Origin of the sequence: Achromobacter marplatensis (assembly GCF_049060505.1) — a bacterium.
In the GTDB taxonomy this organism is placed as follows: Bacteria; Pseudomonadota; Gammaproteobacteria; order Burkholderiales; family Burkholderiaceae_B; genus Achromobacter; species Achromobacter marplatensis_A.
In genome coordinates, this window is sequence record NZ_JBMGRB010000009.1 from 1 (window position 1) to 24,212 (window position 24,212).

Here is a 24,212-nt window from a genome sequence, read left to right on the forward strand (position 1 = left end):
AGAACCCCGTTAGGATAAAAACACATGTGTTACCCATGTCTCCGAACATGTGTCACCTATGTCCCCGGTCCGTACAAGCGCGCGTAACCCATCACACATGCCACCGCCGTGCCCCCAAAGCCATCTTATTCTTCGCTGGTCCATTCCACCTGCACGCCCAGGCTGCGCAGGTTTTCCACGAACTGCGGATGCGCCCGGCGGATCGGCGTGGCGTTGCGGATTTCAGAGCGGCCCTTGATGCTGCTGGCCACCATGAACAAGGCGATGGCCACACGGATGATGTAGGGGCTTTCGACCACGGCCGGCGTCAGCGGATTGCCGCCAAACGTCACGACCCGATGCGGGTCGGACGAAAACACGTGCGCGCCGAACTTCGACAATTCGCCCGTCCAGCCCAGCGCGCCGTCGTAGACCTTGTTCCAGAACATCGCATTGCCCTCGGCGCATACGCCCAGCGCGATGAAGATCGGCAACAGGTCCACCGGAAAGTACGGCCACGGCGCCGCCTCGACCTTGGTCAGCACGTTGCTGGTGAAGGGCGTCTGCACCTTCAGCGGCCCGGCGCGCAACGCGCGCGACCAGCCGTCCTTGTGCTCGATCTGCACACCGAACTTGGCGAACGTGCGGTCGATCAGCGGAAAGTTGCCCGGCGTGCGATTGCGCACCACCACGTCGCCGCCCGTGATCGCGCCCAACGCCAGGAAGGTCGTGATCTCGTGGAAGTCTTCTTCAAACGTGAACTCGCCGCCGGCCAGCGGCTTGCCGCCCCGGACCGTCAGGCGGGACGTGCCGATGCCGTCGATATCGGCGCCCATCATCGCCATGAAGCGGCAGAACTCCTGCACGTGCGGTTCCGAGGCGGCATTGGTCAGCGACGATTCGCCGTCGGCCGCGGCCGCACACAGCACGAAGTTCTCGGTCGTGGTTACCGATGCGTAGTCCAGCCAATGGTGCGTGGGCTTCAACGCGCCGCTGCTGCGGACCAGCAGGGAACCGCTGGCGCGTTCGACCTGGCCGCCGAACGAACGGAAGATCTCCACATGCGGATCGATCTCGCGCACGCCCAGCGTGCAGCCCTTCACATTGTCTTCCAACCGCGCCACGCCAAAGCGGGCCAGCAGCGGCGGAACCAGCATGATCGACGAACGCATTTCTTCGGGCAGGCGGTGTGCCTTGGCATCGAACGTGGTGTGCTGGTGATGCAGATTCAGCGTGCGGGTCGTTTCATCCAGCCGGACTTCGCTGCCCAGCGTGCGAAAAATATCCAGGATCTTGCGCACGTCCGTGATGTCCGGCACGCCGTGCAGCGTCAGCGGCTGATTGGTCAGCAGCGTGGCGCACAGAATGGGAAGCACGGCGTTCTTGTTGGCCGAAGGGATGACGCGGCCGCGCAGGGGCGTGCCACCGTGGACGATGAGGTTGGACATGGGAAGAGGGCGGCCGGGAGTGAATAAGAAAGGACAGCGCCGGAATTGTACCGGCGTCGCGTGGCTTGCATTGGGGGACGTATTATCTCAAACGTTTCAAACTGCGTGCGCGGCTTAATGGCCGACGACGACCGCGCCCGCCGTGCGCAACCCCGGCCGGAATGCGTAAGCGTGGCCCGACAGCGCGATCAGGAACGCAATGCCCGCCAGGACGAGCAAGGCCCAAGGGAAGGCGCCCGGGCCCCAAGCGTCAAGCAGCATGCCACCCGCCACGCCGGCGCCGGCGATCGCCCCGTTCCAGGCGACCACATTCATCGACAACGCCACGTCGGCGCCGCTTCCGGCTGTGTCGGCCAGGGCCGTTTGCAACAGCGTGGCCGCACCGCCGAAGCTGATTCCCCATACGGCGACCCCCACGTAGATCACTACCGGATTTGCTGGCGCCATGCCGAACGCCAGCGCCGTGACGCCAAACGCCGCCAGGCTGGCCAGTACGGTCGATCGCAAGTGATGGTCCACCAGCTTGCCGGTGATCCAGATGCCGGCCAGCGCGGCCAGGCCGAAAATGAACAGCACAAGATCCACCCGGGCACCCAGACCGGCTGGCGCCACGAACGGCGCGATATAGGTGTAGAGAATGTTGTGGGCCAGCATCCATGTGATGACGACGGCCAGCACGCGCCGCACGCCGGGAGTCGTGAATACGCGGCGCAACGGCATCCGTTCGTGGGCGGACTGTCCGGGGTAGTCGGGGACCTTGGCCAGCACCCACGCAATCAGGACCAGCGTCAGCCCGGACATGATCCAGAAGGCGGCGCGCCAGCCCACCGCGGACCCTAGCAGCGTGCCCAGCGGCACGCCCAACGACAAGGCCACGGGTGTGCCCACCATGGCAAGCGCCATCGCCTGGCCTTGCTGATAGGGGGCGACCATGCGGCGGGCATAACCCGCCAGCAGGCTCCAGGCCAGCCCGGCGGCCATGCCGGCGAAGAAACGCGCCACCAAGGTCAGCCAGTAATGGGACGACAGTGCCGTGGCGGAATTGAAGACCAGGAAACCGACGATGGTCAGCAGCAGCACGTTGCGGCGTCGCCATCCGCGGGTGGCGATGGTGAGTGGAATGGCTGCCAGCAACGAGCCCAACGCATAGGCAGTGACCATCTGGCCCGCCATCGACGCGCTGACGTCCAGGCCGCGGCTGATCTGCGGTAACAGGCCGGCTGGCAGGGTCTCGGTGACGATGCAGATAAAGCCCGTCATGGCCAGCGCCAGCAGTCCGGATACCGGCAGACGATCGGGCGCAGGCTTTCCGGCCTGAAAAGAGGAATGGCTCACGCAAAAATCCTTTGGAAGATGAATCGGGGCCGATACGGACGGGCAGCGCCTGGAAAAAAGGCCGAGGCTTCGTCCTACATATATATCGATCGGTATAAATGTAGGGGGCGCGCGATCGCGTTGTCAACGACTTTTGTATCGAGTAGTATGTATGTCGTGAACAAAGGAGCCTGCCATGGCGCAGATGGGCCGGCCGCGCGCGTTTGACCGCCATCAGGCGATCGACCAGGCGCTGCATTTATTCTGGGAACAGGGCTACGAATCCACGTCGTTGAGCCAGCTGAAGGCCGGTATCGGCGGCGGCATTTCCGCGCCCAGCTTTTATGCGGCCTTCGGGTCGAAAGAGGCGCTGTTCAAAGAGACCGTCCAGCGCTATCTGGACACCTACGCCCAGGTCACGGAATGCTTGTGGGATGACGCTATGCCCGCCCGCGATGCCGTGGAACTGGCGTTGCGCCAATCGGCCAGGATGCAATGCGAACGCGGGCACCCCAAGGGTTGCATGGTGGCGCTGGGCGTCATGAGCGCGCCGACTCCCGAGCATGCGGACGTGGTTAAACCACTGACGGAATCTCGCCTGCGCACGCGCGCGGGTTTTGTCCATTGCGTCGAACGCGCCATCGCCGCCGGCGAATTGTCCGCTGGCACGGATGCCCGGTCGATGGCCTGCGTGTTCGACAGCTTCCTGGTGGGAGTGTCCACATTGGCGCGCGATGGGGTCCGCTATGCGACCTTCGATGCCGCGATCACGCAGCTGATGCGGCTCTGGGACGCCTCGCGCGCCAGCTAGGGCGCGCGGCCCGGTTTGCCCGGCCCGCGGCCCCGGGCGCTTAGTGCCGTTTACGCGGCGCGGCGCAGCTTCACGGCCGGAAAGTCCACCGGCACGGCGAACGCCACGTTCACATAATTCGTGAACAGGTTCAACGCCACATGCGCCAGGATTTCCACGATCTCTTCGTCGTTGAAGCCCGCCGCGCGCACCGCCTCCACGTCAGCCTGGCTGACCTGGCCGCGCGCTTCCACCAGTTGCAGCGCAAACCGCAAGGCGGCGGCCGTCTTGGGGTCGCTGGCTTGGCCGGCCTGGGCCGCGGTCATCTCTTCCGCGCTGGCGCCCGCCTTGCGGCCCAGCGCCGTGTGGGCGGCCAGGCAATAGTCGCAAGCATTGCGGTCGGCGACGGCCACCGCGATCTGTTCGCCCAGCTTGGCCGGGATGACGCCGCCGCCCAAGGCGCCAAACGCGCCCCACATGCTCTTCAGCGCGGCGGGCGAATTGGCTACGGCCTTGAACATGTTGGGCGTTGCGCCGAAGGCGCCGTGGATTTGGGTCAGCAGCGCGGCGCGGTCGGCGGTGGTGCTGCTGGAATCGATCAGGGATACGCGGGTCATGGTCATTACTCCTGGTTGGGATGGGGACACCGCCGGGTTGTGGCGGGTTAAGGGAATCCTACGTACAATTCCTGGATGTAAGGAGCAAATATGTCCACAAAACATGTCCTTTCGTCCAGGCTATGAAAACACCTGTCCATCCTCCCGTCGACCGCCTGTCCGCCTTGCTTGACCGCTTTCGCGTGCGCGCCAGCCTGTTCCATACGGGCGCGCTTTGCGGTATCCAGACGTTCGAGGCCCAGCCCGGCAGGGGCTTTCTGCACGTGTTGCGCCAGGGTGAAATGGAAGTTCGGCACCTGCCGGGCGCCGATGGGCCGCCGCGCATGGTGCTGACTGAACCCACGCTGCTGTTCTATCCCCGCGCCATGCAGCACCAGTTCATCAACCCGCCCGTCGGCGGGTCGGACTTCACCTGCGCGGCGCTGGATTTCGATGGCGGGGAACGCAATCCCATCGTTCAATCCTTGCCGGCGGTGCTGCGGGTGCCGCTGGATGCCGTGCAAGGGCTGCGGCCCGCGCTGGATTTGCTGTTCGCCGAAGCCGATAACGTGCGCTGCGGCGCGCGCCTGTTGGCTGACCGCCTGTTTGAAGTGGTGCTGATCCAGTTGCTTCGCTGGATACTCGACCATCCGGCGCAGGCCGGTGTCAGCAGCGGGCTGGTGATGGGGCTGTCCGATCCGAAGCTGGCCCGGGCGCTGGCCGCCTTGCATCAGGCGCCCAGCGAGGAATGGCCGCTGGAAAAGATGGCGGCGGTTGCCGGCATGTCGCGCAGCGCGTTCGCCGCTGCGTTCAAGGACGCCACGGGGACGTCACCAGCGGCGTACCTGACCGATTGGCGGTTGAGCTTGGCTGCGTCGATGATGCGGGCCGGCCGCCCCGTGAAATGGGTTGCCGATGAGCTGGGTTTTGCCAGCGCGTCGTCCTTGTCCAAGGCGTTCAGGCAGCGAATGGGCGCGTCGCCGCGGGAATGGCTGATGGTGAACCGGTAAACGGCGCGCTTTTGCCGCGCGGCACCGGTCGCGTGGCTGGCTACTGCGTGGCTGGCTTATGCGTCGCGGGCTTACGCGCCGCCCGCTTATGCGCCGCCCGCCCTGAATTGCTTGCGGTAAGCGGAGGGCGAAATCGCGAACGCGTGCGTGAAGTGCTGGCGGAATGAAACCGGCGAACCGAAACCCACGTGTTCGGCGATCAGGTCCACCGCCTGCCCGCTGGTTTCCAGCAGCCGTTGCGCCGCGGCCAGCCGGTGGTTCAGCACCCAGCCGGAAACCGTTGCGCCTGTCTTTGCCTTGAAACGCCGCGTGAAGTTGCGTCGGCTCATCCCGGCCTTGTCCGCCAGCAGATCCAGCGTCAACGGTTGCCGCAGGTTTTCAATGGCCCAATCCAGCGCGGCGCTGAGCTTGTCTGCCCCCTGACGTTCGGGCAAGGGCTGTTCGATGTACTGGGCCTGACCGCCGTGCCGGTGCGGCGCCACGACCATGCGGCGGGCGGCGCGGTTGGCGACCTCGGCGCCGTGATCGCGGCGTAGCAAGTGCAGGCAGCAATCAATGGCGGCGGCCGTGCCGGCGGACGTGAGGATATCGCCGTCGTCGATGTACAGCGATTTCCGGTCCAATCGGACCTTCGGGTGCCGGCGCTCGAAGTCGTCGCCCCACACCCAATGCGTAGCCGCGGTGCGCCCGTCCAGCAAGCCGGCTTCGGCCAGCACGAACGTGCCCAGGCACAGCCCGGCGATGCGGGCGCCCCGGGCGTGGCCGGCTCGCAGCGCATCCAGCAGGGCAGGGGGCGCGGATTCTTCGGGGTCGCGCCAGGCGGGCATGATGATGGTGTCGGCCTGGGCCAGTGCCGACAGGTCGTGCGCCACCTCGATCTTGAATCCCGACATCGTGGGAAGCAGCCCCGTGCGTTCCCCGCAGATCATCAGGCGATAGCGCGGCACGCCCAAATGGGCCAGATCGTCGCCGAACACCATGCACGGCACGGACAGATGAAAGGGGCTGATGCCCTCGAAGGCGATGACGGCGACGGTATGCATGGTTTTCCAGGATCAGGATCCGTTTGGCCCGATTCTAGCAATTGTTGTCCATCGGGCCACTATCGCGAAAGCGGGCCTGGCGGGACACTGTGGCTTCTTCCACTACCCACTCAAGAGGGCAAGCCGTGAACCATCCCACCATCCGCACCCTGGCCGGCGCCGCCGCGCCAGCTTCCATCGATGCCTCCACTACGGCGTTGCTGGTGATCGATTTCCAGAACGAATACTTCAGCGGCAAGCTGCCCATCCCTGCCGGCCGCGCGGCCCTGGGCAATGCGCAACGCCTGATCGCGCACGCCGACCAGGCCGGCATCCCCGTCTACCACGTCCAGCACGTCACGCCTGCGGGCAGCCCGGTCTTTGCCGACCAAAGCCCCACTGGCGCCTTCCATGCCGAGTTGCAGCCGGGGCCGCGCCACCATGTCGTGCGCAAATCTTCGGTCAGCGTGTTTCCCACGACTGACCTGGACCAGCAGTTGAAGGCGGCGGGCGTGAAGACGCTGGTGATTACCGGGCTGATGACGCACGCTTGCGTGGCCGGCGCCGCGCGGGACGCCGTGCCGTTGGGCTATGGCGTCATCGTGGCCGAAGACGCGTGCGCGACTCGCGATCTGGACCGTGCCGACGGCAGTGTCGTCAGCCACGACAGCCTGCACCGCGCCGCACTGGTCAGCATCGAGGACACGTTCGGGGATGTATTGACGACGGAGCAGGTGTTAAAGCTGCCCGTGGCGTGATCCGCGCGGTCAGCGGGCTGCGGGTTCGATCGGCGCCTGGCCGGGATTTTTACGGATCAGGATGATGCCCGCGATCGTCAGCGCCAGCCCGCCGCCAAGGTACGGCAGGCCAAAGATAAGGGCCCAGAAGAACAGCGCGGTATTCGTGTCATTGGCGGCCCGCGCGCCTGCGGTGGCGGCGTCGTGCGCCGCGGGGTCCACAAGCAGCATGCTGGCTGGCAGCGTCAGCAACAGCGCGACCCCCAGCAGGGTGCAGCCCCAGCCAATCAAACGGCGAATGTTGGGAATGCGGACCAGCGCCGCCGTCACCGCGATCGTCACCAGCAACGTAACGACCGCGCCCGCTATCTGCATCTTTTCCACGGTGCCCGAGACATCGGCGCCCGCAGCGGGCTCGTTCAGCCCGAACGCGATGACCAAGAGCGGATTGAGCAAGCTGTAGGCGGTTTGCCCGATCAGCAGGCCGAAGGCAATGCTGGCAAGCCATTTGATCGCGGTGGGAGGCATCGTGGGGTCCGGAGTTGAGGAGCGGGCGCGGGATGGCGCACCGGTTTCCCGAAGCGGAACCGGTGCCCGTGGCTTAGTAGTAGATGTCCACGTAATCGGTCAGGCGGCCGCAGCTTTCCATCTGCTGCAGGCGCCAGTACTTGCGCTTGCCCGTCGCCCGGAACTCGTAATCGCCCGTGCGCTCGCAGCGGCGGCCTTTGTCCGGCGCGTCCAGGATCAGGATGGTGCCGCGGAAGGTGAAGCGGTCGCTATCAATCGAGACGATTTCACCGTTGATCTTCAACGTGCCTTCGAAATTGGCTTGCGTGCCGTCGATGCGGACCACGTCGTTCACGTCCTTGGCGGTCAGGTGGCCGCGGGCCGCGGACCAGAGCCATTGCACACTGACGCCGCTGTTGTTCAGCAGGCGTTCGTAAGCGGCCTGGTTTTTGATTTCAGTTTTGGCTACCGGCGCAAGCGCAGTGGCGCCAGCCGGCTGGGCCGGCGCGCTGTTTTGCTGGACGGGGGCGTTGTTCTGCTGGACGCCGCCGACGTTGAGTGGGTTGCTGCCGTGAGCCCTGAGCGCGCCGTCATTCTGCGCCGCGATAATGGGCGAAGCTGCAGCAAGGGCCAGGCCCAGCGCCAGGGGAATCAGTCGGGACATCCGCTTCGTTCTCTTGGCAATCGTCAAATCGCGATCAAGCGTCGTGTGCATGGTCATGAATAAGGTGGCAAAGGACAGCGCCGCCTTCGGTCGAGGGCAGCTACGGGCGCCTAAATTAGCATGCGAATTGCGTCTAATAATTGCCGGTTTTCCGTGTTGTGTATCTATTGGTTAAGTTTCGCCTGGTGCAGCAGGCGGACCTGCTCGGCCAATTCCGGATCTGGCCCATCGACCTCGATGCCGTCCACGACCTCGGCGATGGCCAGCGGCCGCACGCGGGATGCCGGCACGCCCCATTCGCGCATCCACTGCGAATACTGTGCCGACGAACTGGCATATACGATGCGCCCCAGGCCCACCCATCCATGTGCCGCCGAACACATCGGGCAGTGTTCGCCAGAGGTATAGACCACGCACGAGGCGCGTTCGGCGGCCGGCACATGGTTGGCGGCCCAGCGCGCGATCTCGAATTCGGGGTGCTGGGTGTGGTCGCCGCCAGCGACGTGGTTGTGGTCTTCAAACAGCACCGTGCCGTCGGCCGAAACCAGAACGGAACCAAAGGGCTCGTCGCCCGCGTCCAACGCTTGCTTGGCCAGCGCCACGCACCGCGCAAGGTGTTTTTTGTCCTGTTCGGTAATCACGAAGGTCTCCTCATCATGAAAGACGGCATCCGCCGGGTAGGCATGCAAGGATATCGCGGCGACAGTGAAGCAGGGTAGAGTGGCGGAATCTAGCAGACGCATTCACACCGGGAAATCTTCATGCTGACCGTCCATCATCTGGGAAAATCGCAATCCGAACGCATCGTATGGCTGTGCGAAGAACTCGCCATCCCGTATGAACTGAAAGTCTACGACCGCGACCCGGTCACGCGCCTGGCGCCGCCCGAGTACAAGGCCCTGCATCCGCTGGGCACGGCGCCGATCATCACCGACGGCGATACCGTGCTGGCCGAATCCACCGCCATCGTCGAATACCTGCTGGCCAAGCATGGCAACGGCCGCCTGTCGGCGGCGCCCACGGACGCCAACTTTGCGGACTACCTCTATTGGTCCCATTTCGCCAACGGATCGCTACAGCCCAGCCTGATGCGCTGCATGGTGCTGGCGCGGGCCGAGGTGCCGGCCGACAAACCGGTGGCGCAGTTTGCCGACGCCCGGCGCAAACAGGCGCTGGCCCTGATCGACAAGCAGTTGGGGGCAAACGATTACCTGGCGGGCAACGCGTTGACCGCCGCGGACATCATCGCGGTGTTCTCCTTGACGACGATGCGGCTGTACTTTCCGTTCGACTTGGCACCGTACCCGAACATCCTGGCCTATCTGCAGCGCATCGGCGCACGGCAGGCTTATCGCCGCGCCATGCAGAAAGGGGATCCGGACATGGCCCCAATGCTGACTTGAACCCAAGCCAAAAAAGCAAGGGCCCGCCATCCGGCGGGCCCGTTGCCGTTCAGGCCGGCAGATTTACAGCAGCAGCGGCGAAATCTTGCTGCCATCCACGGACACGCCGGCCATCAGGCCGCCATTGTTCATGACGAAGCCCACCACGGGCTGCTGCACGGTATTCGAGTCAATCGTGCCGTTGGCGCCCAGGTTCGCCACGGCGACGGTCGCGTCCGCCCCGATCGTCCATCCGCTGCTGGCGCGGAACTTGGCCAGCGCATCGTCCGTCATGAACAGCAGCACCATGGCTTTGGACTGGGCGCCGGCCTGAAAGCCGATGGAGCCGCCCGTGATGCTGTAGTAGCCGCTGTCTTGCCCGTTGACCCGAAGCTCGCCCGTTCCATGCTGCGCGCCCACGATGAAGCTGGCGCTTAACACGGCCGGAAACACCAGCACGCCACGGGCTTGCGCGACCAGTTGCTTGGACTGCGGCGCGGCTTCGTACAACTTGGACAAGGTGGCGGTGGTGGCGCTGTTCAGTTCCTGGCGCTTTTCCGCCGCCGTCGGCGAGGCTTGCGGACCGTTCATCGTGCAACCCGCAAGGAACACGCTGGCTATCCCCAGCGTCAACGCCGCCACGCCGGTTTTACGCAAGGTTGAAAATGAGTTGAGCATGTAGGCTTCCTTTGAGTTGCTAGCGATCAGGTCGCACCAGAGATGGCGCTACGGCGAAGATTACTCCCGCTGGCTGCCTACGCACGCGCTTTCGAAGCAGGCGTGAAAAAAAACCGCGTCCGCTCCCGGTTTAACATCGCGCCATGCTTATTTACCTTGTCCTCGTTTGGGTCGCGCTGTCCATTGCCGTCGGGTTCCTGGCGGCCGGGCGCGGCCGCAATGCCGTCGGTTGGACGATGCTTGCCTGCCTGATCAGCCCGGTCGGGGCCGGCATCTTCCTGATGGTCATTGACGACCGCTCGGCCCGGGCCGGGCGGCCTGTGCTGGCGGCGTATATCGACTGCCCGGGATGCGGCAAGCGCATCCTGCGGGACGCACGCGTCTGCCGGCATTGTGGCGGCACGGTGGTCGACATGGCCGAACGCAGCGGAGCGCAACGGATGGCGGCGCTGCGGCAACTTGGCGTGTCAGAACCGTTGGTTCAGCTGTCATCCGGCAACTGCCTGCACGAGGCGTTCCGCGGCGTCTGTTTGGGCCCGCCCACCCGCGCCTATCCTCGCGCTGGCGCTTCCGATGGCCCGGCCTGGCTTGCGCTGTGGGACCATGGCAGCATGGTCTACGCCGTCCTGGAAGACGAGGGCGGCCTGGAGTTCAACCGCTACAGCATCGAACGCCCGCGCGATATCAACGTGATCGCCCGCACCGAGCAAGGGTTCTGGCTGCATCGTTTTGATTTCCTGTACGAACGCGACATGCCGGACGACACGCTGCGGCAAGCCGCGCAGGCGGTAGATTTTCGGTACCTGGATCGATACCTCAGCGAAAGGAACGCCGCCGACGCGCAACCGGGAAATTTCACGGCGCATCGCGCATGGCTTCAAGGCTTGATCGCGCAAGTTGATTGCGATGCTGGCCACGGTTGACGCCGGCCATCCCGCTCTCGTCGACATGAACGTCAAGGGCATGCCGGGCGTCAAGGCCACGTTCGCGGTGATGGCCCCGGTTTGATTCGACAGCAGATGGGTCGTTTGACGATATGATGGCGACGGCGTCGCGGCCGTAGTCCGCTCGCCCGTCTACCGTGCAGCGTTGATAAGGCCCTTCCGATGCGTCTGAACCAGTGCCAGAATTTCCACGATTTTCGCCGCATGGCGCGCCAGCGGTTGCCTGGCCCGATCTTCAACTACATCGACGGCGCGGCCGACGACGAAACGACCTACCGCCGCAATACGCAGGCGTTTGAAGCCTGCGATCTGGTGCCGGACGTGCTGCGGGGCGTGTCGCAGGTGGACATGTCGGTGACCGTGATGGGCCAGAAGCTGGCGATGCCCGTGTATTGTTCGCCCACGGCCCTGCAACGCCTGTTTCACCACGACGGCGAGCGCGCCGTCGCGGCGGCCGCGGGCAAGTTCGGCACGATGTTCGGCGTGTCCTCATTGGGCACCGTCAGCCTGGAAGAAGCCCGCAAAATCAGCGGCGGCCCCCAGGTCTACCAGTTCTACTTTCACAAAGACCGGGGCCTGAACCGCGACATGATGGTGCGCGCCAAAGCCGCCGGTGTGCAGGTCATGATGCTGACGGTGGACAGCATCACCGGCGGCAACCGCGAACGCGATAAGCGCACCGGCTTCGCCATTCCGTTCCGGCTCAATCTGGCCGGCATCGCCCAGTTTGCGGCCAAGCCCGCCTGGGCGCTCAACTACGTCACGCATGAACGGTTCCGGCTGCCGCAGCTGGACGGCCACGTCGACATGGGCGGGGGCGCCATGTCGATCAGCCGTTATTTCACCGAAATGCTGGACCCGGCGATGTCGTGGGACGACGTCGCCGACATGGTGCGGCAATGGGGCGGCCAGTTCTGCCTGAAGGGCGTGATGTCGGTGGAAGACGCCAAACGCGCGGTCGACATCGGCTGCACCGGCATCGTGCTATCGAACCACGGCGGGCGGCAACTGGACGGTTCGCGCAGCGCCTTCGACCAGCTGGCTGAAATCGTGGACGCCGTAGGCGACCGGATCGACGTGATGATGGATGGCGGCGTGCAGCGCGGCACGCACGTGCTCAAGGCCCTGGCGCTGGGCGCCAAGGCGGTGGGGCTGGGCCGCTACTACCTGTTCCCGCTGGCGGCAGCCGGACGGCCCGGCGTGGAGCGCTCGCTGGAACTGATGCGCATCGAGATCGAGCGCGCCATGAAGCTGATGGGCTGCAGGTCCGTGGCGGATCTGCAGCGGCGGCATTTGCGGTTCCGGTAGGCGGCGCGGGCTCAGGCTTCCACCAGGCCAGCGCGTTCCGCGGCAACCCTGGGCGCGGTCCAGCCCCGCAGGCTTTCACGCAGCAACGATACCGCGGCCCGGCCGCTTTCGTTCAGCCGTTTCGACGCGTACATGCCGAACTGCGCGCTCAGGCCGGAAGCGCCGTCCGGTCCGATCGAGATAATCCGCATGGTGTCGGGCCGCACGCATTCGGTCGTCAGCACCGCCACGCCCAGACCGTTTTCGACCGCCGCGATGGTGGCGCCCACATTGTGGCTGGTCAGCGCGACGCGGAAGTCGCGTCCCGCCGCGGTCAGCGCATCGAACACCAGCCGGCGCCACGAGCACGGTTCCGCGTACACGATCATGTCCAGCGGCTGGTCGGGGTCCGGCGCATCGTCGATGCCGCACACCCAGTGCAGGTCCACTGACCATGTTTCGACGGGCTCGTCCACAAAGCCGGCGCAAACGCCTACCGCCACATCCAGCGTGCCTTCCTGCCAGCGCGCGGCCAGTCTTTCGCCATCGTCCACCACGACTTCCAGATGCAGCTGGGGGCATGACCGTTTCAACCGGCCCAGGGCGGCGGGCAGGGCGGCTACCGCCACGTCTTCGGACAGGCCGATCCGGACGCTGCCCGCCACCGCGCGTTCCCGGAGCCGGGCCGCAGCCGCTTCGCCCAGCGCAAGGATGCGGTTGGCGTAGCTAAGCAGCAATTCGCCTTCGGTCGTGGGCGACATGCCGCGCCCCGTGCGGTGCAGCAGCCGCTTGCCCACCATTTCTTCCAGCCGCCGTATCTGCGTGCTTAGCGCCGACTGCGCCCGCCCGGCCTGGTCCGCGGCGCGGCTCAGGCTGCCATGGCGGCAAACGGCAACAAAGGTGCGCAACAGGGCAGGGTCGAAGTCGCCTGACATTATCAATCCGTTAAGTCTGCATTATGGGAATTCAGTCTACCTTTATCTCTCGAGGATGCCTAGGATCGAGTTGTTGCCAATCGGCCCACCTGAACCCCGGAGATTCCTCCCATGTCTGACCATCAAAACCTGCGCGTCGTCCTTGCATCTCGCCCCGTCGGACGCCCCAAGCCCAGCGACTTCCGCTTCGAACATGCCCCCATTCCGGAACCCGGCGACGGCCAGGTGCTGCTGGAAATCCAGACCTTGTCCCTGGATCCCTACATGCGCTGGCGCGTCAGTGCCGCCAAGTCCTACGCGCCGCCGATTGAAATCGGTGACGTCATCGTTGGGGGCACGGTGGCCCGGATCAAGGCGTCCCGCCATCCCGACTGGCGCGAAGGCGAGATCGTGCTGTCCGAATCGGGCTGGCAACGCTACGCGCTGTCGGACGGCAGCGGCCTGCGCCGGCTTGACCCGGCCATTGCGCCGCCATCCACCGCATTGGGGGTATTGGGCATGCCGGGTTTCACGGCGTATGGCGGGCTGCTCAACATCGGCCAGCCCAAACCCGGTGAAACCGTCGTCGTCGCCGCCGCCAGCGGCGCGGTAGGCTCGATCGTGGGCCAGATCGCCCGCATTCACGGCGCACGCGCCGTCGGCATCGCCGGTGGCCCCGAGAAATGCGCCTTCGTGAAAAATGAACTGGGCTTTGACGCGGTCGTCGACCACCACGCGCCCGATTTCGCGCAGAAATTGGCGGAAGCCTGCCCCGATGGCATCGACGTCTATTTCGAGAACGTCAGCGGCCACGTGTGGGATGCCGTGCTGCCGCTGCTGAACGACTTCGCCCGCGTGCCCGTGTGCGGCCTGATCGCGAACTACAACGACGATCCGTCGGCATCCAGCGGCCCGGACCGCCTGCCCGCCACGATGCGCGAAGTCCTGGCCAGGCGGATCACGTTGCGCGGCTTCCTGGTGTTTGACTTCACGGATGCGCAGCAGCAGGAGTTCCAGCGCCAGGCCGCGCAGTGGATCAAAGAAGGCAAGCTGCGGTGGCGTGAAGACGTGGTCGACGGGCTGGAGCAGGCGCCCCAGGCGTTCATCGGCCTGCTGGACGGGCGGAACTTCGGCAAGCTGGTGGTGCGCGTGGCGCCGTAACCGTTAACCGACGGGCGCTATCGTTAACCGGCGCTATCGTCGGTGCGCCAGGGCTTGCGGCGCCGGGCCTTCGGTTTAGGGACGACCCCGAACCGGGGGTCCCGCGCGAGTGCAAGCTGTACAAGCCGGGCCGCGATCGCCTCGAACGCTTCGTCGCTTTGTGGCAGGTACAGCCACTTTCCCAGTTGCGGGTGGGGGACCAGGCTTGGAAAATCGGTAATCAACGCCGCCTGGCGTTCATGCGACGTGCACACCATGACGCCGTCCCAGGGGGCTTCACGGTCGGCCACCACCAGATACAGCAGCCCGTCCAGGTACGCGGCATCGCAACCGAACATCTTCCGGCGTGCGTACTCGGCATCGCGCTCCAGCGGTTCAAGAATCCAAATCAGGGAATTCTGGCGGGCAGGGCGCTGTTTTCTGGGCGGGGCGAAGAGGTCTGGGGTGCGCATGGGCAAGGCGTGCGTTTCTGTGCGATGTTCGGGGTGAGCGTACAGGTTTCCTGGCGATTATCGATAGATCCCCAGGCGAATTTCAACATTGGCAGGCTCCCGCGTTTCAAGCGGGCCGCGGGCGAGTCGGCTGGCACTGCCTATAATTCCCCCAATCCCCGCTTTTTGACGGCAACCCTGCCGTGCCCCATGTCCACCTCGCCTGTACGCGTGCTGTCGGTCATCCCGCCGATGACGCAGCTTAATACCCCTTACCCGTCCACCGCCTACCTGACGGGCTTCCTGCGTTCGCGTGACGTCACCGCATTCCAGGAAGACCTGGCGTTGGCGCTAGTGTTGCGCCTGCTGTCCACCGACGGCCTGCGCGCCGTGGCGGCACGCATCGAGGCGATGCCCATTGCAAAACACACGCCTCCCATCCAGGCGTTCGTGGCGATGCAGTCACGCTACCTGTCCACCATCGGCCCGACGATCGCCTTCCTGCAAGGCCGGGACTCCACCTTGGCGCACCGCATCGTCGGCCGCCATTTCCTGCCCGAAGGCCCCCGTTTCAGCTCGCTGGACGTCTACCTGGACGAAGACGGCGGCGACCCCCTGGGCTGGGCATTTGGGGCGCTGGGCCTGCACGACCGCGCCAAGCACCTGGCCACGCTGTACCTGAACGACCTGGCCGACGTGCTGCGCGACGCCATCGACCCGCGCTTTGAATTCGTGCGCTACGCCGAATCCCTGGCCGGCAGCCAACCCACCTTCGATCCCTTGGCCAACGCCCTGGCGTCCCCGCCCACGCTGGTGGACGACACGCTGCGCGAACTGACGCTTGACGCGCTGGCCCGCCACACGCCGACCATGGTGCTGCTGTCGGTGCCGTTCCCCGGCGCCGTCTACGCCGCCTTCCGCATCGCCCAGACCATCAAGGCGCAAGACCCCAGCATCATCACCGTGCTGGGCGGCGGCTTCGTCAACACTGAACTGCGCGAACTGAAAGATCCGCGCGTGTTCGACTACTTCGATTTCGTCTGCCTGGACGCCGGCGAACGCCCCTTGCTAGCGCTGCTGGAACACGTGCAAGGCAAGCGCTCGCGCCAGCGCCTGGTCCGCACCTTCGTGCGCGACAAGGACTCGGGCGAGGTCAAGTACGTGAACCTGGTCGAGCCCGACGTGGCCTTCGCCGAAGTGGGCACGCCCACCTGGGACGGCCTGCCGCTGGACCGCTACCTGTCGCTGCTGGACATGTTGAACCCGATGAACCGCCTGTGGAGCGACGGCCGCTGGAACAAGCTGACCGTGGCGCATGGCTGCTACTGGAAGAAATGCAGCTTCTGCGACGTCAGCCTGGACTACATCGGCCGCTACGAAGGCGCATCGGCGTCCGTGCTGGCCGACCGCATCGAAGCCATCGTGCAAGAAACCGGGCAAACCGGCTTTCACTTCGTCGACGAAGCCGCGCCGCCCAAATCCCTGAAGGCGCTGGCAACGGAACTGATTGATCGCAACGCTGGCATTTCGTGGTGGGGCAACATCCGGTTCGAAAAGACCTTCAGCCCGGAACTGTGCGAATTGCTGGCCGACAGCGGCTGCATCGCCGTATCAGGCGGCCTGGAAGTCGCGTCGGACCGGCTGCTGACCTTGATGAAGAAGGGCGTGTCGGTGGACCAGGTGGCACGCGTCACCCGTGCGTTCACCGACGCCGGCATTCTGGTGCACGCATACCTGATGTACGGTTTTCCCACGCAAACGGTGCAAGACACCGTCGACGCGCTGGAATATGTGCGCCAACTGTTCGAAAACGGCTGTATCCAAAGCGGATTCTTTCACCGGTTCGCCTGTACGGTGCACTCGCCGGTGGGGAAGAATCCCGAGGAATATGGGGTGACGCTACAGCCGCTGCCCGACGTGACATTCGCCAAGAACGATATCGGTTTTCATGACCCGACCGGCGTGGATCATGACGCGCTGGGTAAAGCGCTGAAGAAGGCGATTTATAACTACATGCACGGCATCGGGCTGGAAGAAGACGTGCGGACGTGGTTCCCGTTCAAGGTGCCAAAGACGACGGTGTCGCGGAACCGGATTGCCAGGGCGTTGAGCCAGCAGGGGTAAGTCGTCTTCTGCGTCCCGAAACGTCGCGCCGGGTATCATGGCGATCGACGTGTTCACGGACCGGCTGCCCAGGCAGTCACAAGGTAGCTCGATGAGAAACAGACTTACCCTCCTGGCGCCATCGGCTGCGCTTTTGACTGCGTTTTTGACCGGATGCGGCCCAAACAAGATCATCGTGGATCTGCCGTCGCCCCAGGGCCAATACCACGTTGAAGTGCGCAAATGCCCTCAACCGGGCGCCATGACGTGGACCGAGAAAACCCAGGTGTCGGTCTTAACGTCCGGCACATCTGAGAACTGCCAGTCCGCGGTGAATGCGCTGGCGCAATTCGGTTCTTTTTCGCCGGATGACCAACTGCAGTTGGAATGGATTTCCGAAACCGAGCTTAGGGCCTGGCATCCGGGCTTTGATCCCAAGTTCGGGCCTGCATCCGCCTCATACAAGGCGGATAACCCGGTAAAGATCATATTTGCGCCAGCCAAATAGTCAGCGCGTCGTGCGTTCGGCAAGCGCGGCGGCTATGTCGACGGCTTAGCTCCGTCGCAATGGTCCCGGAACGCCTTCTCGCCCGCATCAGAGATTTCTACCCACTTCTGGTCTGGCGGTGCATCAGCGACATAGCTGTCGTGCCAATTCCACCACTTGTAGGTCTGCGTCTGCGGATATCCCTCGGGTGAATCCTCCCAGACCTCTTGCCGGCCCAGCGGCGTGATGTCCAGATAGTTCCACGTTCCGCCCATCTGCTCGTCGCCGCGGTTATTCAAAAAGTACGTTCGGAATACGCGGTCTCCGTCGCGAAAGAACACGTTCGTTCCGTGCCATTCATTCACGCCAAAGTCCGTATCGAAACTATCGGTCAGCGTGAACCACGGCATCTTCCAGTCCATGTTCGCCTTCAAGCGCGCGATGTCCGCTTGCGGGGCGCGGGAAACGAAAACCAGTGTGGTGTCCCGGGCGTTCAGATGGGCCAGGTGGGCGACCTGATCGGCCACCATCGAGCAGCCACGGCACGCGTGTTCCGGCCAGCCGTAAACGCCGGGTTCGAAGAAGGCGCGGTAGATAATCAGTTGGCGGCGGCCGTCGAACAGGTCGCGCAGGGTGACGGAACCGTCAGGGCCTTCGAAGACGTATTCCTTGTCGACGGGCGTCCAGGGCATGCGGCGGCGTTCGGCCGCCAAGGCGTCCCGGGCGCGGGTGTGGGCCTTCTCTTTCAGCAAGAGCCGCTGGCGGGCGGATTCCCATTCATCGGGGGTGACGATGGGGGGCGTGTGCATGGCGGTCTGGCTGACACGGCCGCTGGATGGGGTAGGCGTGGTCATGGCTGGGAATCCTCCAAAGTGCGGTGATGTAAAGACAGTTTTGCACCATCGGAGGCCGCCGGGGAGTAACAAATGTGGCGCTATTTCAGTGGCTTACTGGCGGTAGGGCGCCCGTTGTCCGCTAGTCTTGTTGCGCGTCAAATTCGCTGCGGTTGAGCAATTCCAGGCACAACGTGTCGAACCACTGCAACCCCAACGGATATTCCGTTTCGCCCGTGCGCGTGCTGTCGAATTCGTCGTCCAAACGCAAACCGAAAAAGGCGTCCAGCGGGGGCGGGCCGGGTTGGCGGGTGGCCAATACCAGCTGTCGTCCTGCCTGGTTGATGTCGGCCGGAAGCGCATCTACGGCCGCGCCTGCCTGTACGCATCGCGCAATTTCCTGCTCGACGCGCGCCTTCAACCGGGCCTCTTCAGATTCGGACATGGTGTCCAGCTCGAAGGTTTCCAATAGCAGATATGCGTCGCGGTGGGCCTCCAGAAACGTGATGGTTTCGTCAAGGCCGGCGAGCAGGTCATCGATCTCCGGATGCGGCGCCGGCTCCGCATCCACGGATGTGTCTCGGCCAGGCGCGAATACCTGCTTCAGTCGGCTGACAAAGGACGGCGACTGCGGCGTGGCGGCCGGCGGCCCACCTGCCGATAGGCGGGCCGCCGCGCGCACAATCTCCGCGAAGCGTTTCACCCGCTGGAATCCGGTATCGAATTCGCTGCTGATCGCATACAGGCGCGGCTTTTCGTCGGACTCGTCGCTATCGAAACCATCGTCCACGAGCGATGCGCAAAGCTGTGGATCTCCCGACATCAGCAGGCGGTACATGAATGGCACGGCGTAAGGCCATTCGGACAGGCCGGAAATTGTCTCGGGACGGTCTGCGTAGGAGCTGGGACGATTGCTCAAGCTGTAAAGATAGGAGCGATTGGCCATGGATAGTCCGAGAGAAAAGGGAACAGGTGATTGGCACGGTACGGCGTCAGACCGAGCTGATAGCCCGGCCCTAGCGGCCCGTTTGCCAAGCAAACGATACATGGATCGTGCGCTGCAGCGGCAAGGAAATGCTGGCGAATCGCGCTTCGATGCGATCGCGCTCCCGTGCATCGATGCGGTCGCCAAGCACCAACGGCAGCCGCCGGCAACGGCTGAGCGCATCGGCTACGCCAATCTGCAGCAGTTCAGCCGTTGCACGTGCCGCAGCAGCGATGCGGTCCGCCGGGCACGTCATCAGGTGCAGATCGTACTCAGCGTAAAGGTCGCGCGAGATGCCTGGCAATGGCTGCGGCGCGTTGCCACCGCTATAAAACTCCCCGCGATCCAAAAATGCATCCTGCTCGGCGTAGTGCTCAAGCGCAGCCGCATAATCTTCAAGCTGTGAAAGCGGCTGCTGCCGTTTTTGAACGCTTAGCACGTCGGCGAAGGTGGCGGCCTCCAGATAAGTGACCAGCCCATGCGCGACAGCGAATGCGGGATGCTCCTCACCTTCTTCATTGGTCACCGGTTCGATCTCGTCTTCGCTGCAAGACAAATAGATCTGCGCCTTAACGAGCGGAACGCCATCCGTCGCGTAGACCCAGGAATAGCGGTCCCATACATCCCTATCGTCGTGACAGGCAGCGATGGCTTGGATGCTGTCTAGAAGGCTTAAAAGCTTGGCCATGGAGAATCTATCTGTCGAAAGGGACGATGATGCCAGATCACGGCTCCGCTAACTCACACCCGCAGTCTGACACCATTTTTTACTGAGCCACGCGGCCGCATGCGGCATCCTCGCCCGTACACTACCCGGATCATCAAGGAGCGATATGTCGATGCAGAAGTTGGGCCGTTACGGGGTAGTGCTGTTTCTTGCTGCGCTGAGTTCCGGGTGTTCTTCAATCGTTGGCGAATGCGGATTGGTCCGCAGCAGCTGCATGTATGAAGGCCAATACGAGCAGGGCGAGGAAGACTACGCAGAAGAGGAAGCGCAGCGCTTGAACAAGCAGTCGACGGATCGGTTGCGCCGAAGCAATTGATCTCCGGAATATGGCGTCAGACTGCATTTTGGGTAATAGCTGAACGGTCTTGTGTCAGACGACCCGTGTCAGACGACCAGTCAAGGCCGTCACACTCCCGCAAACCGCCCCGCCAACGCATCGCAATATCGCACCAGAATCGCCGCGTCCACGCCGACAGCCGTAAACAAGCTACCGGCTTCGATATACCGACGCGCCAGCGCCTCGTCACCCGTCAACACCCCAGGTGCCTTGCCTGCCGCGCGTACCCGGCGAATCGCGTTTTCCACTTCCGCCACCACCTTCGGATGCTGCGGCTCGCCCGGATACCCCAAGCTGGCAGCCAGATCCGCGGGGCCGATAAACACCCCATCGACGCCATCCACCGCAATCATGGCGTCCAGGTTCTCTAGCGCTTCGCCCGTCTCGGCCTGCACCAGTAAACACAGTTCTTCTTCGCACCGGCGCATATAGTCCGGCACGCGCCCATACCGCGTCGCGCGCATGGTGCCGCTGACACCGCGCACGCCGCGCGGCGCATAACGCATACCGGCCACCGCGCTTCGCGCCTCGTCCGCGTTCTGCACATACGGCAGCAACAACGTCTGCGCGCCGATATCCAGATACTGTTTGATCTGCACCTTGTCGTTCCATGACGGCCGTACCACCGGATGGCTCTTATACGGGCCAGCCGCCTGCAACTGCGCCATTACCGTCGGCAGCACCACGGGTGTGTGCTCGGTATCCAGCAGCAGCCAATCAAAGCCGCTGGCCGCGACCAGTTCGGTACTATTCGCATGCCCAAGCGTCACCCACAGCCCGGTTTGATGGCGCTGTTCACGCAGCGCGCGTTTGAACGTATTGATCGGAAGTTCCATGCGCGCCGCCTTATGAGAAGTGCACCGAGATGCTGCCCAGCTTGCCGTAGTCGGCATGCAGCGTGTCGCCGCGTTTGACAGCGACGGTGCGGGTGAAAGACCCCGCCAGCACGACGTGCCCGGCTTCCAGCCCGGCGTCGTGCTGCGCAAGCTTGTTCGCCAGCCAGGCAATGCCCAGCGCCGGATGCCCGAGCACGGCCGCCGACACGCCGGATTCCTCGATCACGCCATTTTTAAGCAGCAGGGCGCCGACCCAGCGCAGGTCGATATCCATCGGCCGCACCGGCCGGCCGCCCAGCACGATGCCGGCACACGCGGCGTTGTCGGCAATGTTGTCCACGATGCGGCGCGGGTATTTACTGCGGCCGTCGATCAGTTCCAGCGCGGGCACCACATAATCCGTGGCGTCCAGCACATCGAATAGGCTGACGTCCGGCCCTTGTAGCGGCTTGCCCAGCACGAAGGCCAGTTCCACTTCGACGCGCGGCACGATAAGCTTGTCTGTGGGAATCGTCTGCCCGTCTTGATAGAACATCGTGTCCAGCAAATGGCCGTAGTCGGGCTCGTCAATGCCCACGGTGCTTTGCATGGCCTTGGATGTCAGGCCGATCTTGTGGCCGCGCAGCTTGGCGCCGTCGGCAATCTTCTGATCAATATTGCGTTGCTGGATGGCATACGCATCCGCAATCTCAATCCCGGGAAACGCCTGGTCAAGCTGCGTGGTGGGCACGCCGCTGCGCTCGGCTTCAAGCAGCAGGCTGGCCGCGCGGGCGCGGTCGTCGTCGTTAAGCATGGAAGGCTCCTGATCAGTGCGCGGCGACTTCGTCGGCCACGGGGTTGGACAACACGCCGATGCCGGCCACTTCGACTTCCACCACATCGCCCGGCTTCAAGAAGCGCGGCGGCGTGAAGCGCACGCCTGCGCCGATGGGCGTGCCGGTCGAGATCACATCGCCGGGCTGCAGCGTGGTCCAGATCGAGATGTAGCGGATCAGTTCCGCGAACGGAAACATCAGGTTGTCGGTAGCGTCTTGCTGGCGCAGTTCACCGTTGACACGCGTCGTCACCGTCAACGGCGCGGCGGGGTCGAATTCATCGGCTGTCACCATCCACGGGCCCATCGAGCCGCTGGCGTCAAAGTTCTTGCCCTGCGTCACGTTGAACTTGCCGTGCTTGATCCAGTCGCGCACCGTGCCTTCGTTCAGGCAGGTCAGGCCCGCGACGTGGCTCCAGGCGTCCTCGGCAGCGATGCGGCGACCGGCCTTGCCGATGATGATGGCGATCTCGCCTTCGTAATCCAGTTGCTCGGATTCCGGTGGGCGCAGCAAGGGTTCGCCATGGCCCACGAACGAACCGGGAAAGCGCGGGAACACGCTGGGGTAGGCGGGCGGCGCGCTGCCGTCTTTATATTCTTCGTTGCGCTTGCCGTAGTTCACACCTACGCAGATGATCTTTTCGGGCGAGGGTATTGGCGGCAACAGCCGCACTTCGTTCAGCTTGTGCGTGGCGGGAAGCGAGTCCGCCAATTTGGCCAGCGCGGGCAGGGCGTTGGCTTCCAGTGCAGCGCGCAGGCTGTCATAACCATGGCCATGTTGATCCAAGGCCACGATCTGGTCCTGGCCACGCAGCGCGCCAAAGTGCGTACGGCCTTCATGCGTATAAGTCAGCAGTTTCATTCGTCGAATCCAAACAAGCGAGCGGGGTTGTCCACCAGGATTTTCTTAAGCGTCGCGGCGTCGCCCGCATAGCGCGCCAACTGGTCCACCAACTGGCCCTCGTCGGGCGTGGGCTTGGTGGACACGGGATGCGGCCAGTCGCTGCCCCACACCACGCGGTCGGGGTTGGCGGCGATCAGCGCTTGCGCAAGGGGCGTCACATCGTCCCAAGGCGGGCCGCTGCGTGAGATTTTTTCCGTCAACGACAACATCACCCAGAAGTTGCCGCGACGTAGCAACGACTCCAACAACTGCCGAGTCGGGTCCGCCGCGCCCGCAGAGGGATCGGCACGCCCCATGTGATCCAGCAGCACCGGAATATCCAGCCGTTCAAACTGCGCCGCTTGCGCCATCATGCCGTCGGGCTCCGGCTGAAACTTGGCGTACCAACCCAGTTCACGAATGCGCGCAATGGCGCGGTCAAACACGGCCGGCGCCATGCTGATGCCCAAGCCCTGACGCGTGAACCGCGCCCCGCGCACGCCCGCATCGTGCAGCTTTTGTATGTAGGCGTCGTCACGCTCGGCCAGCACCACCGCATTCGCGCAACCGCGATATGACGGGCCGGCGGCGGCCAGGCCGTCCAGCACCACCTGGTGATCCGCCCCGTAGGTCGTGGCCTGCACGATCACGCCGCGCTCGATGCCCAGCAGGCGGTGCAGGCCCAGCGCGGTCTCGATGGTGGCGCTGGGCATCTCGTACGCCGCGCCGGGGCGCACGGGGTAACGGTCTGCGGAGCCGAATACGTGAAACTGGCTATCGCAGGAGTGCGCCGGAAGGTGGGTAGCCGGGGCGGTCGGATAGGGGTTGAAAGGCTGATATTGCGAGGGTTGATACTGCGCCATTGTCTGTCTCCCTTATCCGATCACGGCCACAAAATCGCATTCGATCAGCTTGTCGCCGTCCAGATCGGCCTGCATCGTGTGGCGTGCCGGGCGATTATCCGCATCCGGAAACGCTTGCAGCCATACCGCATTCAGCGCCGCGCGCTGGCTACGGTCGCGCATCCACACCGTCATCTTCGCGATCTGATCCAGCGTGCCGCCGCCCGCTTCCACAATGCGCCGCACGTGGTCGAACATGAGTTCGCACTGGCGTTCCAGCGACGCGCCATACGCGCCCGTGGCGGGGTCGGTGCCTTGGATGCTGCCCGAATACAGCAAGGGTCCAATCCGGCACGCGGCCGGAATGGGATTCTTGTGGCTGAAGCCTTCGGCGTAAATGCTGCGTCTGCTCATGGCGGGTTCCGTTTGCAAAGAAGAGGGTGGGGCGGCATCGCGGCCATGACCAGGCAAGGCCGCGATGCGTTCGGTTTTCAGGGCGTA

The 24,212-nt window shown here is 64.2% G+C and carries 28 protein-coding genes; 10 read left to right on the forward strand and 18 right to left on the reverse strand.

All coding sequences use genetic code 11. The annotated features are described in order from the left end of the window. Positions 1 to 125: 125 nt before the first annotated feature. Both ACI0FO_RS21200 and ACI0FO_RS21205 read right to left on the reverse strand, forming a co-directional pair. Positions 126 to 1,427 carry a UDP-N-acetylglucosamine 1-carboxyvinyltransferase gene (locus ACI0FO_RS21200; protein WP_416029866.1) on the reverse strand — a complete coding sequence of 434 codons (1,302 nt, stop codon included), beginning with the start codon at positions 1,425 to 1,427 and terminating at the stop codon, positions 126 to 128. Positions 1,428 to 1,541: 114 nt separating this feature from the next. After that, entirely contained in the window at positions 1,542 to 2,762 is a 1,221-nt protein-coding gene (locus ACI0FO_RS21205) for an MFS transporter (RefSeq protein WP_416029867.1), read from the reverse strand. A gap of 175 nt (positions 2,763 to 2,937) precedes the next feature. On the opposite strand from ACI0FO_RS21205, the gene ACI0FO_RS21210 reads away from it, so the two are divergent. Next, on the forward strand, positions 2,938 to 3,552 hold the full coding sequence (locus tag ACI0FO_RS21210) for a TetR/AcrR family transcriptional regulator (RefSeq protein ID WP_416029868.1): 615 nt from the start codon (positions 2,938 to 2,940) through the stop codon (positions 3,550 to 3,552). A gap of 50 nt (positions 3,553 to 3,602) precedes the next feature. Here the strand turns inward: ACI0FO_RS21210 and ACI0FO_RS21215 are convergent, their stop codons facing one another. Continuing rightward, positions 3,603 to 4,148: a carboxymuconolactone decarboxylase family protein gene (locus tag ACI0FO_RS21215; RefSeq protein ID WP_416029870.1), complete on the reverse strand. Its 546-nt coding sequence runs from the start codon at positions 4,146 to 4,148 to the stop codon at positions 3,603 to 3,605. 122 nt (positions 4,149 to 4,270) lie between these two features. Here ACI0FO_RS21215 and ACI0FO_RS21220 point away from each other — a divergent pair, with 122 nt between their 5' ends. Next, positions 4,271 to 5,137 (forward strand): AraC family transcriptional regulator, encoded by an 867-nt coding sequence (locus ACI0FO_RS21220; protein WP_416029871.1) that lies wholly within the window; start codon positions 4,271 to 4,273, stop codon positions 5,135 to 5,137. A gap of 86 nt (positions 5,138 to 5,223) precedes the next feature. Here the strand turns inward: ACI0FO_RS21220 and ACI0FO_RS21225 are convergent, their stop codons facing one another. Next, positions 5,224 to 6,180: a GlxA family transcriptional regulator gene (locus ACI0FO_RS21225; protein WP_416029872.1), complete on the reverse strand. Its 957-nt coding sequence runs from the start codon at positions 6,178 to 6,180 to the stop codon at positions 5,224 to 5,226. Between the two features lie 125 nt (positions 6,181 to 6,305). Here ACI0FO_RS21225 and ACI0FO_RS21230 point away from each other — a divergent pair, with 125 nt between their 5' ends. Beyond that, complete coding sequence (locus ACI0FO_RS21230) at positions 6,306 to 6,917, forward strand: cysteine hydrolase family protein (protein WP_416029873.1); 612 nt, start codon at positions 6,306 to 6,308, stop codon at positions 6,915 to 6,917. A 9-nt stretch (positions 6,918 to 6,926) separates the two neighbouring features. On the opposite strand, the gene ACI0FO_RS21235 is transcribed toward ACI0FO_RS21230, so the two are convergent. The 3 genes from ACI0FO_RS21235 to ACI0FO_RS21245 form a co-directional block, all read right to left on the reverse strand. Continuing rightward, a complete protein-coding gene (locus ACI0FO_RS21235; RefSeq protein WP_416029874.1) occupies positions 6,927 to 7,424 on the reverse strand; it encodes a hypothetical protein in 498 nt (165 codons plus the stop codon). Between the two features lie 73 nt (positions 7,425 to 7,497). Continuing rightward, positions 7,498 to 8,067, reverse strand: a complete 570-nt coding sequence (locus tag ACI0FO_RS21240) for a hypothetical protein (protein WP_416029876.1) — start codon at positions 8,065 to 8,067, stop codon at positions 7,498 to 7,500. 164 nt (positions 8,068 to 8,231) lie between these two features. After that, positions 8,232 to 8,708 carry a nucleoside deaminase gene (locus tag ACI0FO_RS21245; protein WP_416029878.1) on the reverse strand — a complete coding sequence of 159 codons (477 nt, stop codon included), beginning with the start codon at positions 8,706 to 8,708 and terminating at the stop codon, positions 8,232 to 8,234. Positions 8,709 to 8,828: 120 nt separating this feature from the next. Between ACI0FO_RS21245 and ACI0FO_RS21250 the strand changes: the two genes are divergently transcribed. Continuing rightward, positions 8,829 to 9,470, forward strand: a complete 642-nt coding sequence (locus ACI0FO_RS21250; protein ID WP_416029879.1) for a glutathione S-transferase family protein — start codon at positions 8,829 to 8,831, stop codon at positions 9,468 to 9,470. A gap of 63 nt (positions 9,471 to 9,533) precedes the next feature. On the opposite strand, the gene ACI0FO_RS21255 is transcribed toward ACI0FO_RS21250, so the two are convergent. Continuing rightward, a complete protein-coding gene (locus ACI0FO_RS21255) occupies positions 9,534 to 10,127 on the reverse strand; it encodes a BPSL1445 family SYLF domain-containing lipoprotein (RefSeq protein WP_416029881.1) in 594 nt (197 codons plus the stop codon). Positions 10,128 to 10,270: 143 nt separating this feature from the next. On the opposite strand from ACI0FO_RS21255, the gene ACI0FO_RS21260 reads away from it, so the two are divergent. Both ACI0FO_RS21260 and ACI0FO_RS21265 read left to right on the forward strand, forming a co-directional pair. After that, complete coding sequence (locus ACI0FO_RS21260; RefSeq protein WP_416029882.1) at positions 10,271 to 11,050, forward strand: hypothetical protein; 780 nt, start codon at positions 10,271 to 10,273, stop codon at positions 11,048 to 11,050. A 183-nt stretch (positions 11,051 to 11,233) separates the two neighbouring features. Beyond that, entirely contained in the window at positions 11,234 to 12,379 is a 1,146-nt protein-coding gene (locus ACI0FO_RS21265; RefSeq protein WP_416029883.1) for an alpha-hydroxy acid oxidase, read from the forward strand. Positions 12,380 to 12,390: 11 nt separating this feature from the next. Here the strand turns inward: ACI0FO_RS21265 and ACI0FO_RS21270 are convergent, their stop codons facing one another. Then, positions 12,391 to 13,293: a LysR family transcriptional regulator gene (locus ACI0FO_RS21270; protein ID WP_416029885.1), complete on the reverse strand. Its 903-nt coding sequence runs from the start codon at positions 13,291 to 13,293 to the stop codon at positions 12,391 to 12,393. 111 nt (positions 13,294 to 13,404) lie between these two features. On the opposite strand from ACI0FO_RS21270, the gene ACI0FO_RS21275 reads away from it, so the two are divergent. Next, the gene (locus ACI0FO_RS21275; protein WP_416029887.1) at positions 13,405 to 14,433 is read left to right on the forward strand and encodes an NADP-dependent oxidoreductase; all 1,029 of its coding nucleotides are present in this window, start codon (positions 13,405 to 13,407) and stop codon (positions 14,431 to 14,433) included. Positions 14,434 to 14,456: 23 nt separating this feature from the next. Here the strand turns inward: ACI0FO_RS21275 and ACI0FO_RS21280 are convergent, their stop codons facing one another. Beyond that, complete coding sequence (locus tag ACI0FO_RS21280; RefSeq protein ID WP_416029890.1) at positions 14,457 to 14,885, reverse strand: hypothetical protein; 429 nt, start codon at positions 14,883 to 14,885, stop codon at positions 14,457 to 14,459. Between the two features lie 189 nt (positions 14,886 to 15,074). Here ACI0FO_RS21280 and ACI0FO_RS21285 point away from each other — a divergent pair, with 189 nt between their 5' ends. Then, positions 15,075 to 16,988, forward strand: a complete 1,914-nt coding sequence (locus tag ACI0FO_RS21285) for a B12-binding domain-containing radical SAM protein (protein WP_416029892.1) — start codon at positions 15,075 to 15,077, stop codon at positions 16,986 to 16,988. 37 nt (positions 16,989 to 17,025) lie between these two features. After that, positions 17,026 to 17,475 (forward strand): hypothetical protein, encoded by a 450-nt coding sequence (locus ACI0FO_RS21290; protein ID WP_416029894.1) that lies wholly within the window; start codon positions 17,026 to 17,028, stop codon positions 17,473 to 17,475. Between the two features lie 32 nt (positions 17,476 to 17,507). Here the strand turns inward: ACI0FO_RS21290 and ACI0FO_RS21295 are convergent, their stop codons facing one another. The 3 genes from ACI0FO_RS21295 to ACI0FO_RS21305 form a co-directional block, all read right to left on the reverse strand. Next, positions 17,508 to 18,308, reverse strand: coding sequence for a DUF899 domain-containing protein (locus ACI0FO_RS21295; RefSeq protein ID WP_416029896.1), 801 nt, complete (start codon positions 18,306 to 18,308; stop codon positions 17,508 to 17,510). Between the two features lie 121 nt (positions 18,309 to 18,429). Beyond that, the gene (locus ACI0FO_RS21300; protein WP_416029898.1) at positions 18,430 to 19,335 is read right to left on the reverse strand and encodes a hypothetical protein; all 906 of its coding nucleotides are present in this window, start codon (positions 19,333 to 19,335) and stop codon (positions 18,430 to 18,432) included. Continuing rightward, on the reverse strand, positions 19,304 to 19,960 hold the full coding sequence (locus tag ACI0FO_RS21305; RefSeq protein ID WP_416029900.1) for a DUF7716 domain-containing protein: 657 nt from the start codon (positions 19,958 to 19,960) through the stop codon (positions 19,304 to 19,306). The genes ACI0FO_RS21300 and ACI0FO_RS21305 overlap by 32 nt, the downstream gene beginning before the upstream one ends. Positions 19,961 to 20,105: 145 nt before the next feature. Here ACI0FO_RS21305 and ACI0FO_RS21310 point away from each other — a divergent pair, with 145 nt between their 5' ends. Further along, on the forward strand, positions 20,106 to 20,315 hold the full coding sequence (locus tag ACI0FO_RS21310; RefSeq protein WP_105557777.1) for a hypothetical protein: 210 nt from the start codon (positions 20,106 to 20,108) through the stop codon (positions 20,313 to 20,315). An 89-nt stretch (positions 20,316 to 20,404) separates the two neighbouring features. Here ACI0FO_RS21310 and ACI0FO_RS21315 read toward each other — a convergent pair whose 3' ends face one another. The 5 genes from ACI0FO_RS21315 to ACI0FO_RS21335 are packed head-to-tail and all read right to left on the reverse strand — an operon-like array spanning position 20,405 to position 24,125. Further along, the gene (locus ACI0FO_RS21315) at positions 20,405 to 21,172 is read right to left on the reverse strand and encodes an aldolase/citrate lyase family protein (protein ID WP_416029902.1); all 768 of its coding nucleotides are present in this window, start codon (positions 21,170 to 21,172) and stop codon (positions 20,405 to 20,407) included. A 10-nt stretch (positions 21,173 to 21,182) separates the two neighbouring features. Next, complete coding sequence (hpaH, locus tag ACI0FO_RS21320) at positions 21,183 to 21,965, reverse strand: 2-oxo-hept-4-ene-1,7-dioate hydratase (protein WP_416029903.1); 783 nt, start codon at positions 21,963 to 21,965, stop codon at positions 21,183 to 21,185. A 13-nt stretch (positions 21,966 to 21,978) separates the two neighbouring features. After that, positions 21,979 to 22,848 (reverse strand): fumarylacetoacetate hydrolase family protein, encoded by an 870-nt coding sequence (locus ACI0FO_RS21325; RefSeq protein ID WP_416029905.1) that lies wholly within the window; start codon positions 22,846 to 22,848, stop codon positions 21,979 to 21,981. Beyond that, positions 22,845 to 23,732 (reverse strand): amidohydrolase family protein, encoded by an 888-nt coding sequence (locus ACI0FO_RS21330; RefSeq protein WP_416029907.1) that lies wholly within the window; start codon positions 23,730 to 23,732, stop codon positions 22,845 to 22,847. The genes ACI0FO_RS21325 and ACI0FO_RS21330 overlap by 4 nt, the downstream gene beginning before the upstream one ends. A 12-nt stretch (positions 23,733 to 23,744) precedes the next feature. Beyond that, entirely contained in the window at positions 23,745 to 24,125 is a 381-nt protein-coding gene (locus ACI0FO_RS21335) for a RidA family protein (protein ID WP_416029909.1), read from the reverse strand. Between the last annotated feature and the right edge of the window lie 87 nt (positions 24,126 to 24,212).

What these genes read in the sequence shown, in the direction of transcription:
- ACI0FO_RS21290 (WP_416029894.1), top strand. Translation starts at nt 17,026, where the DNA reads ATGGCGATCGACGTGTTCACGGACCGGCTGCCCAGGCAGTCACAAGGT.
- ACI0FO_RS21240 (WP_416029876.1), bottom strand. Translation starts at nt 8,067, where the DNA reads ATGTCCCGACTGATTCCCCTGGCGCTGGGCCTGGCCCTTGCTGCAGCT.
- ACI0FO_RS21310 (WP_105557777.1), top strand. Translation starts at nt 20,106, where the DNA reads ATGTCGATGCAGAAGTTGGGCCGTTACGGGGTAGTGCTGTTTCTTGCT.
- ACI0FO_RS21330 (WP_416029907.1), bottom strand. Translation starts at nt 23,732, where the DNA reads ATGGCGCAGTATCAACCCTCGCAATATCAGCCTTTCAACCCCTATCCG.
- ACI0FO_RS21220 (WP_416029871.1), top strand. Translation starts at nt 4,271, where the DNA reads ATGAAAACACCTGTCCATCCTCCCGTCGACCGCCTGTCCGCCTTGCTT.
- ACI0FO_RS21305 (WP_416029900.1), bottom strand. Translation starts at nt 19,960, where the DNA reads ATGGCCAAGCTTTTAAGCCTTCTAGACAGCATCCAAGCCATCGCTGCC.
- ACI0FO_RS21275 (WP_416029887.1), top strand. Translation starts at nt 13,405, where the DNA reads ATGTCTGACCATCAAAACCTGCGCGTCGTCCTTGCATCTCGCCCCGTC.
- ACI0FO_RS21280 (WP_416029890.1), bottom strand. Translation starts at nt 14,885, where the DNA reads ATGCGCACCCCAGACCTCTTCGCCCCGCCCAGAAAACAGCGCCCTGCC.
- ACI0FO_RS21225 (WP_416029872.1), bottom strand. Translation starts at nt 6,180, where the DNA reads ATGCATACCGTCGCCGTCATCGCCTTCGAGGGCATCAGCCCCTTTCAT.
- ACI0FO_RS21265 (WP_416029883.1), top strand. Translation starts at nt 11,234, where the DNA reads ATGCGTCTGAACCAGTGCCAGAATTTCCACGATTTTCGCCGCATGGCG.
- ACI0FO_RS21260 (WP_416029882.1), top strand. Translation starts at nt 10,271, where the DNA reads ATGCTTATTTACCTTGTCCTCGTTTGGGTCGCGCTGTCCATTGCCGTC.
- ACI0FO_RS21250 (WP_416029879.1), top strand. Translation starts at nt 8,829, where the DNA reads ATGCTGACCGTCCATCATCTGGGAAAATCGCAATCCGAACGCATCGTA.
- ACI0FO_RS21200 (WP_416029866.1), bottom strand. Translation starts at nt 1,427, where the DNA reads ATGTCCAACCTCATCGTCCACGGTGGCACGCCCCTGCGCGGCCGCGTC.
- ACI0FO_RS21215 (WP_416029870.1), bottom strand. Translation starts at nt 4,148, where the DNA reads ATGACCCGCGTATCCCTGATCGATTCCAGCAGCACCACCGCCGACCGC.
- ACI0FO_RS21235 (WP_416029874.1), bottom strand. Translation starts at nt 7,424, where the DNA reads ATGCCTCCCACCGCGATCAAATGGCTTGCCAGCATTGCCTTCGGCCTG.
- ACI0FO_RS21210 (WP_416029868.1), top strand. Translation starts at nt 2,938, where the DNA reads ATGGCGCAGATGGGCCGGCCGCGCGCGTTTGACCGCCATCAGGCGATC.
- ACI0FO_RS21295 (WP_416029896.1), bottom strand. Translation starts at nt 18,308, where the DNA reads ATGACCACGCCTACCCCATCCAGCGGCCGTGTCAGCCAGACCGCCATG.
- ACI0FO_RS21325 (WP_416029905.1), bottom strand. Translation starts at nt 22,848, where the DNA reads ATGAAACTGCTGACTTATACGCATGAAGGCCGTACGCACTTTGGCGCG.
- ACI0FO_RS21270 (WP_416029885.1), bottom strand. Translation starts at nt 13,293, where the DNA reads ATGTCAGGCGACTTCGACCCTGCCCTGTTGCGCACCTTTGTTGCCGTT.
- ACI0FO_RS21285 (WP_416029892.1), top strand. Translation starts at nt 15,075, where the DNA reads ATGTCCACCTCGCCTGTACGCGTGCTGTCGGTCATCCCGCCGATGACG.
- ACI0FO_RS21300 (WP_416029898.1), bottom strand. Translation starts at nt 19,335, where the DNA reads ATGTATCGTTTGCTTGGCAAACGGGCCGCTAGGGCCGGGCTATCAGCT.
- ACI0FO_RS21315 (WP_416029902.1), bottom strand. Translation starts at nt 21,172, where the DNA reads ATGGAACTTCCGATCAATACGTTCAAACGCGCGCTGCGTGAACAGCGC.
- hpaH (WP_416029903.1), bottom strand. Translation starts at nt 21,965, where the DNA reads ATGCTTAACGACGACGACCGCGCCCGCGCGGCCAGCCTGCTGCTTGAA.
- ACI0FO_RS21255 (WP_416029881.1), bottom strand. Translation starts at nt 10,127, where the DNA reads ATGCTCAACTCATTTTCAACCTTGCGTAAAACCGGCGTGGCGGCGTTG.
- ACI0FO_RS21335 (WP_416029909.1), bottom strand. Translation starts at nt 24,125, where the DNA reads ATGAGCAGACGCAGCATTTACGCCGAAGGCTTCAGCCACAAGAATCCC.